Here is a 13058-nt window from a genome sequence, read left to right on the forward strand (position 1 = left end):
GTAAGGGTCGTATACGCGGCGATGGCGTCGCTCTAATAACAACAAAGGAAGGAGCAAGTTCATGTCTCTCATGTACGCTCAAAGCGTCACTGCAGGACCAAAATTGCTGCTGAGTGCCGGTGTCGCGATGCTATTGCTTAGCGCGGCCCAGGCCCAGGCCCAGGGCGAACAAACGACCGCTGGAAATAGTGCCGGAAACAGTATCGAGAAATCGGTATTTGGCCACTTACCCGACGGCCGTCAGGTCGATGTCTATCGGTTTACCAACGCCAATGGCATCGAACTCCAGGTGACCAACTATGGCGGCATCATTCTGTCGCTGAAAACGCCTGATGTGGATGGCGAGTTTGACGATATCGCGCTGGGTTTCGACTCATTGGAAGCTTACCTCTCCGATACCTATCGTCAGGCCAATCCTTACTTCGGCGCGATTATCGGACGTTATGGCAACCGTATCGCTGGCGGTCAGTTCTCCCTCAACGGAGAAACCTATTCATTAGCGACCAACGATGGCAGCAACCATCTGCACGGCGGCCAACAGGGCTTCGACAAAGTGCTGTGGCAGGCCGAGCCGTTCGAGAACGATGAGGGAACGGGGCTTGTGCTGCGCTATATCAGCGAGGATGGCGAAGAGGGCTATCCAGGTAGGCTGGAAACTGAAGTTACCTACACCCTGACCGATGCCGACGAGTTAATGGTGGATTATCACGCCACCACCGACAAAGCCACGCCGGTCAACCTTACTCAGCATAGCTACTTCAACTTAAAGGGCGAGGGTAGCGACAGCATTCTTGATCACCAGTTGATGATTAACGCCTCTGAATTTACCCCGGTAAATGATTCGCTGATACCCACCGGCGAGCTCCGCTCGGTGGAGGGCACACCTTTCGACTTTACCCAGGCGACGCCGATCGGCGAACGGATCGACCAGGACAACGAACAGCTGGGTTTTGGCGGCGGCTATGACCACAACTTTGTGCTGGACCGCGATAACGCGGCGTCGGATGAGCTTGTCTTGGCCGCTAAGGTATGGGAACCGCAGAGCGGGCGCATGGTAGAAATTGCCACCACCGAGCCGGCCATCCAATTCTACTCGGGCAATTTTCTTGCCGGTGACCTGACCGGTAAACAGGGCCAAGCCTATGAGCACCGCTCCGGCTTTGCGCTGGAAACCCAGCATTATCCCGATTCCCCCAATCAGAAAGCATTTCCCAGCACGATCCTAGAGCCCGGCGATACCTATCGTTCGCGGACGGTATATCGTTTTTCCGCTCAAGCGTCCTTAGATTCATAACCCGTCAGGGCTTGCCCCTGACAACCTGAGCCATCGATCGGCATCAGCACAATTAACAACAAGATTTGCTAAAACATCAGGAGTACGACCATGCGATTAACCACTCATCTAACAACAAACCTAACCAAGACATTTACCCGTTTGGCCCTGGGTAGCGCGATTATGGTGGCTTCCCTGGGGGCAGTACAGGCACAGGATGACGAGGTGAAGATTGGCTTCATCGTCAAGAAGCCGGAACAGGCGTGGTTTATCAATGAACAGCGAGCAGCCACCGAAGTAGGGGAAGAGCTGGGTTTCGATGTGGTGCGCCTCGGCGGTGAAGACGGCCAGCAAGTACTCAGCGCGATTGATAACCTCTATGCCCAAGGCGCAGATGGGTTTGTGATCTGCCCACCCGACGTACGTCTGGGGCCCGCGATTATGAACCGTGCCAACCAGTACGATATGAAAGTCATTACCGTGGATGATCGGTTTGTTAATTCCAGCGGTGAGCCGATGGAAGGCGTGCCGCACCTGGGTATGTCCGGTTATAAAATTGGCCAGCAGGTAGGCGAAGCGATTGCCGCTGAAATGGAAGCCCGTGGTTGGAATCCAGAAGAGGTTGCCGCGCTGCGCATCACCAACGACGAGCTACCCACCGCCGTTGAGCGTACCACCGGCGCGACCAACGCCCTGCTTGACGCTGGCTTTCCTGAGGACAATATCTTCGATGCGCCCCAGCAAAACAGTGATACCGCCAGTGCCTTTTCCGCCGCATCGCCGGTGCTTGCCCAGCGCGGCGATTATGAGCATTGGGTGATTTATGCCCTCAACGAGGAGAGCGTTCTAGGGGGCGTACGAGCCACTGAGCAATACGGCCTGAAGGCCGAGGATGTGATTGGGGTGGGTATCAATGGCTCCGGCGCCGCCTTTGCGGAATTCTCCCGCAATGATCCGACGGGCTTCCATGGCACCGTGGCGGTTAGCTCCACCATGCACGGCCGCCAGACAGCCGAAGACCTCTACCGCTGGATTACTGAGGATCAAGAACCCCCGGCCAATACTGAAACTTCTGGCGTGTTGATGACCCGTGAGGACTGGCAGACAGTGCGCGAAGAGCTGGGTCTGTAAAAATAATTGGACCTGTAACGGTAAGTGTTCGGTGGAGTGCTCAAGCATGTCTGATCCATATCTACGTTTCGACGCGATTAGCGTTGTTTTCCCAGGCGTGCGGGCGCTGGATGGTGTGAGCTTTGCGGCTCACACCGGCCAGGTGCATGCCCTGATGGGCGAGAACGGCGCGGGCAAGTCAACCCTGCTCAAGGTGCTAAGCGGCGTTAATCGGGTGGCCGAAGGTGCGCTGTGGATCAATGGCCAGCGCCATGTGTTCAGTAACGCTCGGGAGGCGCTGCAGGAAGGGATTGCCATCATCTATCAGGAGTTGACGCTCTCGCCCAATATGTCGGTGGCCGAAAACCTGCTGCTAGGGCAACTGCCCACGCGGCAGGGGTTTGTTAACCGCCGTGAGTTAAAGCAAAAAGCCCTGGCGATTCTAGCTGATCTTGGCGAGGGTGAGATTCATCCATCGACCAAGGTGCGCGATCTTTCCATCGGCCAGCAGCAGATGATTGAAATCGGCCGTGCACTGCTGCGGGACGCCAAGGTGATTGCCTTTGACGAACCCACCAGCAGCCTCTCTATTCAGGAAATTCGCCAGCTCAAGCGCATCGTCAAACGGCTACGCGATGAAGGACGGGTGGTGCTTTACGTGACCCATCGCATGGAGGAGGTGTTTGAGATGTGCGATGCGGTCACCATCTTTCGCGATGGCAAGCATATTCGCACCCACGAGGATATGTCGTCGCTGAATCACGACCTGCTGGTGAGCGAAATGGTTGGCCGCGATATCGACGATGTCTACGGCTACCGCGCCCGCGAACATGGCGACGTGGTCTTGAGCGTGGAAGCCATCGAAGGGCGTGGCCTAAAGGCGCCGGTGAGTTTTTCCGTTAAGCGCGGCGAAGTGTTTGGGCTGTTTGGCCTGGTGGGGGCAGGGCGCAGTGAGCTGCTGCGGCTGGTCTGCGGTGTCGAGTCCCCAAAAGCCGGCAGTGTGACCTTTAACGGCGAATCTCGGCGCTTTAAAAGTCCCGGCGAGGCGATTCGTGCCGGTATTGCCATGTGCCCCGAGGACCGCAAATCCCAAGGTATCTTTCCAGTGGCAAGCGTGGCCGACAACCTGAATATCAGCTGTCGTCGCTTTTTCAAACGCTGGGGGATTTTCCGACACCCCGGTCGCGAACGGCGCAATGCCGAAGCCTATATCCAGCAACTCAGCATCAAAACACCGGGCCCGCGCTCACCCATCGGCAAGCTCTCCGGGGGCAATCAACAGAAGGTGATTCTGGCCCGCTGGCTGGCCGAAGAGATCGACCTGTTCGTCATGGACGAACCGACCCGAGGGATTGACGTAGGCGCACGGCGGGATATTTATTCGCTGCTCTATGATCTGGCCGATGAGGGCAAAAGCGTAGTGGTGATTTCCAGTGACCTCGCCGAAGTTAGCTCCATTTGTGACCGCATCGCTGTGATGCGCGATGGCGAGCTAGTCGAAGTGGTGCCACGCGAGTTGGCCACCCCGGAACGCTTGTTGGGGCTGGCGCTGCCCGCCTAAATTGGCATTTATTCAGAATAATCGCTGTTAAAAGAACAAGCTCAGGACAACGACCATGACAACCGACAATGTAGACCAAGGTGAAAAAAATGCACCTGCCCGGCCGTCGGGCCGCCAGGGGCTTATCAAGCCACTGCGCACGCTGCTCGATACTTCAGGGCTGATCGCAATTTTCTTGTTGCTGTTTGTGGCCCTCGCCGTACTTATCCCTGACTTTTTGACCGGCCGCAATATGGTTGGGCTGCTGCTTTCTATCACCCTGATCGGCAGTTTGGCGACCACCATGATGCTGGTGTTGGCGCTGGGCGAAGTGGATCTTTCGGTGGCTTCTACGGTGGCCTTTGCCGGTGTGGTCGCGGCGGTGGTGACCTCCAGTACCGGCAGCGTGTTTATCGGCGTGATTGGCGGTGTGGTTGCCGGTGGCGCAGTGGGGGCTTTTAACGGCCTGGTGATTGCCAAATTCGGCATTAATTCGCTGATTGCGACGTTAGCGGCCATGGAGTTTGTGCGCGGGCTGGCCTATATCACCTCCGGCGGCGACGCGGTAATGATTACCGTGCCGGGCTTTTTTGATCTGGGTAGCGCCTCCTTTCTGGGCCTAACGTTACCGGTGTGGACCATGCTGGCCTGCTTTGTGATTTTTGGCGTGGTACTCAATATGACCGCCTTTGGCCGCAATGTACTGGCCACCGGTGGCAACTCAGAAGCAGCGTCGCTTGCTGGGGTTAACGTCCGCCGTCTCAAAATTATTGTGTTTGGTTTGCAGGGCGTTGTTGCCGGCGTGGTCGGTGTATTGCTGGCATCGCGCATGGGCCTGGGCGACCCCAATACCTCCATGGGCTTGGAGCTGGCGGTGATCTCTGCCTGTGTGCTGGGCGGCGTGGCGCTATCGGGCGGTGTTGCCACGATCACTGGCGTATTGGTCGGTGTACTGATTATGGGCTGCGTGCAAAACGCCATGGGCCTTCTCAACGTGCCGACCTTTTATCAATACCTGGTGCGCGGTGCGATTCTGCTGCTGGCAGTGATGTTTGACCGCTGGAAGCAAACCCGTCGTCAGCAGGCCTGACGCTTCAATCGTTAACCCTTTATTTTTTAGTTACTTTTTACCGGTTGTACGGAGACTTTATTATGCCCGATCGTAAGCCACCATTACGCTCTGCCCAGTGGTTTGGCACCGCCGACAAAAACGGCTTTATGTACCGCAGCTGGATGAAAAATCAGGGCATCCCCGACCATGAGTTTCAGGGCAAGCCGATTATCGGTATCTGTAATACCTGGTCGGAATTGACCCCCTGCAATGCGCACTTTCGCAAGCTGGCGGAACACGTGAAGCAGGGCGTACTGGAAGCGGGGGGCTACCCAGTCGAGTTTCCGGTGTTCTCCAACGGCGAATCCAACCTGCGCCCCACGGCGATGTTTACCCGCAACCTGGCCAGCATGGACGTGGAAGAAGCCATTCGCGGTAACCCCATCGATGCCGTGGTGCTGCTGGTGGGCTGCGACAAGACGACTCCGGCGCTGCTGATGGGCGCGGCGAGCTGCGATATCCCTACCATCGTGGTCACCGGTGGGCCGATGCTCAACGGCAAGCACAAGGGCAAGGATATCGGCTCCGGCACCGTGGTGTGGAAGCTCTCCGAGCAGGTCAAAGCCGGTGAGATATCGCTCCACGACTTTATGGCCGCTGAAGCGGGCATGTCCCGCTCCGCGGGCACCTGCAACACCATGGGCACCGCCTCCACCATGGCCTGCATGGCTGAAGCGCTGGGCACCTCGCTGCCTCATAACGCGGCGATTCCCGCGGTGGACTCGCGCCGTTACGTGCTGGCGCATCTGTCGGGTAACCGGATTGTTGAGATGGTCAACGAAGACCTGCGGCTTTCTAAGATTCTCACCAAGGAAGCCTTCGATAACGCCATTCGCACCAACGCGGCCATCGGCGGCTCCACCAATGCGGTGATTCACCTCAAGGCGATTGCCGGGCGCATCGGTGTTGATCTCACTCTGGACGACTGGAGCCGGGTGGGGCGCGGCACGCCCACGGTGGTCGATCTGCAGCCTTCCGGGCGCTTTCTGATGGAAGAATTCTACTACGCCGGTGGCTTGCCCGCCGTGCTAAAACGCCTGGGTGAGGCTGACCGCCTGCCTTTCAAGGACGCCTTAACCGTTAACGGCAAAACGCTGTGGGAGAACGTTCAGGACGCCCCGCTGTATAACGATGACGTCATCCGCCCGCTGGATAACCCCCTCACCGCGGACGGCGGCATCTGCGTGGTGCGCGGCAACCTGGCTCCCAATGGCGCGGTGCTTAAGCCCTCGGCAGCGACGGCGGAGCTCATGCAGCATCGCGGCCGGGCGGTGGTATTTGAAGACTTCGATGATTACAAAGCGCGCATCAATGATCCAGACTTAGACGTTGAAGCCAACGACATTCTGGTCATGAAACACTGCGGCCCGCGGGGCTATCACGGCATGGCCGAGGTGGGCAATATGGGCCTGCCGCCCAAGATCCTTGCCCAAGGCATCACCGACATGGTGCGCATATCCGACGCCCGCATGAGCGGCACGGCGTATGGCACGGTGGTGCTGCACGTGGCCCCGGAAGCCGCGGCAGGTGGCCCGCTGGCGGCAGTGCATAATGGCGACTGGATCGAACTCGACTGCGCAAGCGGGCGGCTGCATCTGGAGATCAGCGATGAAGAACTGGCCTCGCGCCTAGCCGAAAGCGACCCCACCGCTGCCTCGACGCTTATCGCTAGCCAGGGCGGCTACCGCCAGCTCTACATCGAGCGCGTACTGCAAGCCGATGAAGGTTGCGACTTCGACTTCCTGGTCGGCTGCCGGGGATCGGAGGTTCCCCGTCACTCGCATTGATTGATCAGCAAAAAACTGACCAACCCGCCCCGGTATGGCTAAGCTTTGCGGGCGGTTTGGCTTTCTAACAGCGTCTCGGTATCCGTGGCCTGCAGCGTCATGGCGATGCCGCCCATGCAGGTCATGTCGCGGTCCCAGGCGCAACTTTCAATGCGGGTGGTGCCTTTCAATTCCGCCACCAGGGCATCATCAATGGCAGCGTGCATGGCGGTTTGCATCGCCTCAAAGCCGCGCACGCCGGAACCGGTAATCAGTACCAGGTCGGGGTTGAACAGCGCCATCACGTTGGCGATGCCGACGCCTAGCGCACGGCCCGCCTCGGCATAGATGCGCTGGGCCACCGGGTCGCCTGTTAATGCCAACTGAGTCAGCGCCTGCATTTGCTGTTCTGAGGGGTGGGCGCTGTCGGTGGCGGTGAGTTCTAACTGTCCGGCGGCGGCGCGATAGAGCGCGTAGTCGCTGGCGTAGGCCTCAATGCAACCGCGTCGCCCGCAGGCGCACAGGGCGCCATCGGGCTGGTACTTGCTATGCCCAAACTCGGCTGCGGAGCCATTGGCACCCAAAAATGGTACGCCGTTGATCAGCACCGACATACCGATGCCGTAGCCCAGCATGATGACCACTAAATTGGCGCAATCCGCATAGGCGGACCGTGCGGCCAGCACATTGGCGATACAGTTGGCGTCGTTTTCCAGCAGCACGCTACAGTGAAAGTGATCGGCTAAACGTGTCGATATTGGCGCGTTACGAAAGCTCAACGCGGGCGACCAGACAATCGTTCCGCTTTGCGATGATACCACCCCCTGAACCGCTAGGCAGATTGCCGCTAAGCGTTGAAAACCATCTAGTTGTTGAGTGCAAACAGCGCTTATTTTCGCTTCCAGCATCATAGCAAAATCGTCGGCGCTCAGCGCCAACGTGGATACCGCGTGGTGCTCGCTATGGCGGACTCGGCCCGCGAAATCCCCCACCACCAGTTGGATTTCATTGATTGATAACTTAATGCAGACCACACAGGCGGCTTGCGGATTGAGTTGTATCAGTGTTTTCGGCCGACCGCGACCGTTGGGGCGGCCTGTTTTGGGCGGTTGTTGCGTGATCAAGCCCTGCTGGAGTAACTCGGCGCTGATCGAGGTCACGGTGGCAGCGCTAATGCCATTGAGCGCCCCCAGGTCGATGCGTGCAACCGGCCCATGCTCGCGCAGGGTATGAATCACCGCCAGGGTGTTGTCGGGGCGGCTGGAGTCACCGGACGGAAGGGCCATAGAATCGCCATTATCAATTAAGGAGAAAGCGGCTATTAACGATTGTGCGCCTCGCGCCCTTATCCTGGGGCGTTTACGCAATGGCCAAAATACGACCTAAGTTGCATACGCAGGTATTTAATTTAGTGACTAAAGTAAATGTAGCATTACGTTATTTGTCTTCAATGCTGGCAAGTATCCACACAATAATAACAGTAACAATAGGTGGCCCATGCTTTTATCAGCGCGCAAACTCTGCCGCTCGTTTGGCGACAACCAGGTGTTATTCGGCGTAGACCTTGACCTGCAGGCGGGCGAAGTGCATGCCCTGCTGGGTGAGAATGGCGCTGGTAAATCGACCCTGGTAAAAATCCTCGCTGGGTATCTTCGGCCCACCTCGGGGGAAGTGTTTCTCGACGGCAAGCAACAGCACTACCGCTCAAGCGGTGACGCGGAGGCTGACGGGGTGGTGATGATTCACCAGGAGCTGGCGCTGGCGGAACAGCTTAGCGTGGAGGAGAACATCTTCTTGGGCCGCGAGTTGCGCCGAGGGCTGTTTCTGGATCGGCGAGCGATGCGTGAGCGTAGCCGGGCGGCGCTGGCGGAGCTTGAAACCCATGTTGACCCCCGCGCCCGAGTGAAGGATTTAAGCACCTCTGATCAGCAAATGGTGGAAATCGCCAAGGCCATCACCCGCGATGTGCGCGTGCTGATCATGGATGAGCCCACCGCCACCCTGACCGAAAACGAAGTAAAGGTACTGTTTGAGCTGATTGCCCGTCTGCGCGAACGGGGTGTGGCGATTCTGTATATCTCCCACAAGCTGCGCGAAATTGAGCAGATTGCCGACCGCGTCACGGTGCTGCGCGACGGCCACTTGGTGGATAGCGGACCCATGGCCGGGCGCAGCAAAGAGGAGCTTGCGCGGCTGATGGTAGGCCGTGAGATCAACGAGATGTACCCGCCGCGCACGCAGCTTCCAGCTGATACGCCGGTGGTGCTGGAAGCGCGGGGCTTCGTGGTGCCTGGGGCCGTTAAACAAGCCAGTTTTACTCTACGCCGGGGCGAAGTCCTTGGGTTCGGCGGCGTGGTAGGCGCCGGGCGCACCGCCTTGCTTGAAGCTGTATTGGGCCTACGCCAAAAAAGTGCTGGTCAAGTGCTACGTAACGGCCAGCCGGTAGTGTTGCGCCACCTGCGTGACGCGGTGCATCAGCGTATTGCCTATCTCACCGAGGATCGTAAAAACAAAGGGTTGGTGCTCAATATGGACCTGCGCTCCAATGTTACGCTGCTCAATTTGCGTGCTCACTGCCACCCACTCATCGACCGTCGTCGCGAAGAGCAAGCCTTCCAGCAGGCCATTCAACGCTTTGATATCCGCCTAAGCGCGGCGGTACGCACCGCTGCCGAACTCTCCGGCGGTAACCAGCAGAAGCTGCTGCTCGCCAAAGTGATGTCCATCGACCCCGAAATCGTGATTATCAACGAGCCGACCCGGGGCATTGATGTGGGTACCAAGCATCAGATTTATCACTTTATCCATGAATTAACCGAGGCAGGCTGCTCGGTGATATTGATCTCTTCCGAGATGGGCGAGCTGATTGGGCTTTCCCACCGGGTGGCGGTGATGTGCGCGGGTGTGCTCACCGGGGTGCTCGAAGGCGAGCACATTAACGAACAAGAAATCATCCAGTACGCAGCTGGCATTAAGGGAGTAGGGGTCGATGAGCAGCGCCATGCCTAATAATCAAACAACCAACAACAAAACCCTGACTTCGAAAGGCTTCTCCGTGGACCTGAAAACCTGGGGGCCCTTTGTAGCGCTGGTGGTCTTGGCGCTGCTGGGCGTGCTGATCAACCCGGCGTTTCTGGGACTGGATAATCTCTCGAACATGCTGACCCGCAGTGCCTTTATCGGCATTATCGCCATCGGCGCTACCTTCGTGATTACCGCTGGCGGCCTGGATCTGTCGGTGGGGTCGATGGCGGCGTTTATCGCCGGGGTAATGATTATTCTGATGAACAGTCTGGTCGAGCAGTTTGGCGCGGGGGTGACCACTGTGCTGTTCGGCGTGGGCGCCTCGCTGCTGCTGGGGCTGTGCGCTGGCTTTATCAACGGCGTGGTGACCACCAAAGGTAAAATTGAGGCCTTTATCGTCACCCTTGGGACCATGGGGATTTACCGCTCGCTGGTCACTTACCTCGCCGATGGCGGCACCCTGACACTGGATTGGGCGGTGCGCGATATCTATCGCCCGGTGTATTACGGCAGCTTTTTGGGTATCACCATACCCGTTTGGGTCTTCTTTTTTGTAGCCATTATTGGCTACATCCTGCTCAACTACACCCGCTTCGGGCGCTACTGCTTTGCCATCGGCTCCAATGAAAAAGTCGCCGAATACAGCGCCATTCACGTCGACCGTATCAAGACCATGACCTACATGCTGCAAGGCGTATGTGTGGCCTTGGCGACGATTATCTATGTGCCGCGGCTGGGCTCTGCCTCGGGGGCTACCGGGGTGCTATGGGAGCTAGAGGCGATTGCCGCGGTGATCATTGGCGGCACCATGCTGAAAGGGGGGCATGGACGCATCTGGGGCACGGTGGTGGGGGCCATCATGCTCACCATGATCGGCAATATACTCAATTTGACCGACGCCATTTCCAACTATCTCAACGGCACGGTGCAGGGGATCATCATCATCGTGGCGGTCTATCTGCAGCGTGCCTCGTGGAGGAAAGCTGGGCCATAAGGCCTCTTAACAATTCAACCGCAGCCAAAAGCTGCTCATAACCACACGAGTACAAGCAGCAAAAACAATCATCAAAACAATCATCAAAACAATGACAAGCACGAAAGGAGTATCACCATGCCAATGATCAAGACAGCTGTGGCAACCTTTGTCAGCGCAGCAGCGCTCACGTCTGCAATAGGGCTATCCAGCGCTGCCGTTGCGCAAGAGCATACGATCGGGGTCTCGATTCCCGCCGCTACCCACGGCTGGACCGGCGGGGTCAACTACCACGCCGAGGAGGCGAAAAAGCGCCTTGAGGCGCTCTACCCGGATATTGAAATCACCATCTCCACGGCGAGCACGCCCGGTGAACAGGCCAACGATCTGGAGGATCTGGTGTCGCTGCGCAATATTGATGCCTTAGTCGTGCTGCCGTTTGAATCCGGTCCGCTGACCGACCCGGTACGGCGCGTCAAAGATTCTGGCGTGTTCGTTACCGTGGTGGACCGGGGGCTTAATCAAGAAGGCATCGAAGACCTCTACGTAGCGGGCAACAATCATGAGTTAGGCCGCGTTTCCGGCGAGTACATCCGCGAGCGGCTTGATGGCGAAGGCGACATTGTCGTACTGCGCGGCATTCCTACCGTGATTGATGATGAACGGGTGCAAGGCTTCCAAGAGGCCATTGAAGGTTCCGACGTCAATATTCTCGATATGCAGCACGCCAACTGGAATCGCGACGACGGCTTTGAAGTCATGCAGGACTACTTGGCGCGCTTCGATAACATCGACGCCGTCTGGGCACAGGATGACGATATCGCCCTCGGTGTCATAGAAGCGGTACGCCAGGCGGGGCGCGAAGATGAGCTGTTTATCGTCGGTGGTGCGGGCATGAAGGACATTATCAAGCGTGTCATGGACGGCGATGAATTAGTGCCCGTCGATGTGCTCTATCCGCCCGGTATGATCGCGACAGCCATGGACCTGACCGTGCAGCACTTTGTCTCCAATGGCCCGGTGGTGGGTGAGTATATTCTGGGCTCCCCGCTGATCACCCAGGAGAATGCCGAGCAGTACTACTTCCCCGACTCTCCGTTCTGATCGCGGTCTGATAGCAAGTACTGACAGATAGGCGCGGGTAAAAAGCACTACTCCCTCCCGCGCCTACCCAAGCACTTAATCAAAAACAATAGTGAGAGAGTCCTATGAAAACGATCCAAGGACCAGCGCTCTTTCTCGCCCAGTTCGCCGGTGATGAAGCCCCCTTTAACAGCCTGGATAGCATCGCCGCCTGGGCAGCGGGGCTTGGCTATCAGGGCGTGCAGATTCCCAGCTGGGACGCGCGCATGATCGATTTAAAGCGCGCCGCCGAGAGTCGCACGTATTGTGATGAGATCAAAGGCACACTGGCCGAACACGGTTTGACGCTCACTGAACTTTCCACCCACCTGCAGGGCCAACTGGTGGCCGTGCATCCGGTTTACGATGAGATGTTCGACGGCTTTGCGGTCCCCGAGGTGCGCGGCAACCCCAAGGCGCGCCAGGCGTGGGCGGTGGATCAGCTCAAGCTGGCGGCTAAAGCATCGCAAAACCTGGGGCTCACCGACCACGGCACTTTCTCCGGGTCGCTGGCGTGGCCGTTTGTCTACCCCTGGCCCCAGCGCCCTGCGGGCTTGATCGAAACGGCATTTGACGAGCTGGCGAACCGCTGGCGGCCGATTCTGGACGCCTTTGACGAGGCGGGCGTGAACCTCTGCTACGAAATCCATCCCGGCGAAGACCTCCACGACGGCATCACCTTTGAAATGTTCCTGGAGCGGGTCGGCCATCATCCGCGCTGCCACATTCTCTACGACCCCAGCCATCTGATTCTGCAGCAGCTCGACTACCTGGGCTTTCTGGACGTCTATCGCGAGCATATTCAGATGTTTCACGTTAAGGACGCCGAGTTTAATCCCAGCCCCAAACAGGGCGTCTACTCTGGCTATCAGTCGTGGACAGATCGCGCCGGCCGTTTCCGCTCCCTGGGCGATGGCCAAATCGACTTCAAGTCGATCTTCTCGTGGATGGCCGCCAACGACTACCACGGCTGGGCGGTGCTGGAGTGGGAGTGCTGCTTGAAGCACCCGGAAGTCGGTGCGCGTGAAGGCGCAGCCTTTATCCGCGACCACATTATCAAGGTCACCGAGCGAGCCTTTGACGACTTCGCTGGCGGTGGTTCCGATGAAACCGCCAACCGGCGCATCCTCGGTCTTTAA

The 13058-nt window shown here is 58.0% G+C and carries 10 protein-coding genes; 9 read left to right on the forward strand and 1 reads right to left on the reverse strand.

The genetic code is table 11. The features are described 5' to 3' along the window. The first annotated feature begins 61 nt into the window (after nt 1-61). The 5 genes from HVA01_RS01590 to HVA01_RS01610 all read left to right on the forward strand — a co-directional run bounded on the left by HVA01_RS01590 (nt 62) and on the right by HVA01_RS01610 (nt 6821). Nucleotides 62-1294 carry an aldose epimerase family protein gene (locus tag HVA01_RS01590; protein ID WP_146872774.1) on the forward strand — a complete coding sequence of 411 codons (1233 nt, stop codon included), beginning with the start codon at nt 62-64 and terminating at the stop codon, nt 1292-1294. Nucleotides 1295-1384: 90 nt separating this feature from the next. Next, on the forward strand, nt 1385-2404 hold the full coding sequence (locus HVA01_RS01595; RefSeq protein WP_146872775.1) for an arabinose ABC transporter substrate-binding protein: 1020 nt from the start codon (nt 1385-1387) through the stop codon (nt 2402-2404). A gap of 46 nt (nt 2405-2450) precedes the next feature. Beyond that, on the forward strand, nt 2451-3944 hold the full coding sequence (gene araG / locus HVA01_RS01600) for an L-arabinose ABC transporter ATP-binding protein AraG (protein ID WP_146872776.1): 1494 nt from the start codon (nt 2451-2453) through the stop codon (nt 3942-3944). 55 nt (nt 3945-3999) lie between these two features. After that, complete coding sequence (gene araH, locus HVA01_RS01605) at nt 4000-5013, forward strand: L-arabinose ABC transporter permease AraH (protein WP_146872777.1); 1014 nt, start codon at nt 4000-4002, stop codon at nt 5011-5013. A gap of 62 nt (nt 5014-5075) precedes the next feature. Continuing rightward, nucleotides 5076-6821 (forward strand): IlvD/Edd family dehydratase, encoded by a 1746-nt coding sequence (locus HVA01_RS01610; RefSeq protein ID WP_146872778.1) that lies wholly within the window; start codon nt 5076-5078, stop codon nt 6819-6821. A gap of 38 nt (nt 6822-6859) precedes the next feature. On the opposite strand, the gene HVA01_RS01615 is transcribed toward HVA01_RS01610, so the two are convergent. Beyond that, complete coding sequence (locus HVA01_RS01615; RefSeq protein WP_146872779.1) at nt 6860-8086, reverse strand: ROK family transcriptional regulator; 1227 nt, start codon at nt 8084-8086, stop codon at nt 6860-6862. Between the two features lie 211 nt (nt 8087-8297). On the opposite strand from HVA01_RS01615, the gene HVA01_RS01620 reads away from it, so the two are divergent. From HVA01_RS01620 to HVA01_RS01635, 4 genes are all read left to right on the forward strand, one after another. Beyond that, a complete protein-coding gene (locus HVA01_RS01620) occupies nt 8298-9809 on the forward strand; it encodes a sugar ABC transporter ATP-binding protein (RefSeq protein WP_146872780.1) in 1512 nt (503 codons plus the stop codon). After that, on the forward strand, nt 9802-10818 hold the full coding sequence (locus HVA01_RS01625) for an ABC transporter permease (RefSeq protein WP_146872781.1): 1017 nt from the start codon (nt 9802-9804) through the stop codon (nt 10816-10818). Before HVA01_RS01620 ends, HVA01_RS01625 begins: the two co-directional genes overlap by 8 nt. A gap of 117 nt (nt 10819-10935) precedes the next feature. Next, nucleotides 10936-11901 (forward strand): ABC transporter substrate-binding protein, encoded by a 966-nt coding sequence (locus tag HVA01_RS01630; protein WP_146872782.1) that lies wholly within the window; start codon nt 10936-10938, stop codon nt 11899-11901. A gap of 104 nt (nt 11902-12005) precedes the next feature. Continuing rightward, entirely contained in the window at nt 12006-13058 is a 1053-nt protein-coding gene (locus tag HVA01_RS01635) for a sugar phosphate isomerase/epimerase family protein (RefSeq protein WP_146872783.1), read from the forward strand.

The sequence above is a fragment of the Halovibrio variabilis genome, from assembly GCF_007991175.1.
In the GTDB taxonomy this organism is placed as follows: domain Bacteria; phylum Pseudomonadota; class Gammaproteobacteria; order Pseudomonadales; family Halomonadaceae; genus Vreelandella; species Vreelandella variabilis.

Excerpts from the sequence above, each read along its gene's own strand:
- HVA01_RS01590 (WP_146872774.1), top strand. The coding sequence starts at position 62 with ATGTCTCTCATGTACGCTCAAAGCGTCACTGCAGGACCAAAATTGCTG.
- HVA01_RS01595 (WP_146872775.1), top strand. The coding sequence starts at position 1,385 with ATGCGATTAACCACTCATCTAACAACAAACCTAACCAAGACATTTACC.
- araG (WP_146872776.1), top strand. The coding sequence starts at position 2,451 with ATGTCTGATCCATATCTACGTTTCGACGCGATTAGCGTTGTTTTCCCA.
- araH (WP_146872777.1), top strand. The coding sequence starts at position 4,000 with ATGACAACCGACAATGTAGACCAAGGTGAAAAAAATGCACCTGCCCGG.
- HVA01_RS01610 (WP_146872778.1), top strand. The coding sequence starts at position 5,076 with ATGCCCGATCGTAAGCCACCATTACGCTCTGCCCAGTGGTTTGGCACC.
- HVA01_RS01615 (WP_146872779.1), bottom strand. The coding sequence starts at position 8,086 with ATGGCCCTTCCGTCCGGTGACTCCAGCCGCCCCGACAACACCCTGGCG.
- HVA01_RS01620 (WP_146872780.1), top strand. The coding sequence starts at position 8,298 with ATGCTTTTATCAGCGCGCAAACTCTGCCGCTCGTTTGGCGACAACCAG.
- HVA01_RS01625 (WP_146872781.1), top strand. The coding sequence starts at position 9,802 with ATGCCTAATAATCAAACAACCAACAACAAAACCCTGACTTCGAAAGGC.
- HVA01_RS01630 (WP_146872782.1), top strand. The coding sequence starts at position 10,936 with ATGCCAATGATCAAGACAGCTGTGGCAACCTTTGTCAGCGCAGCAGCG.
- HVA01_RS01635 (WP_146872783.1), top strand. The coding sequence starts at position 12,006 with ATGAAAACGATCCAAGGACCAGCGCTCTTTCTCGCCCAGTTCGCCGGT.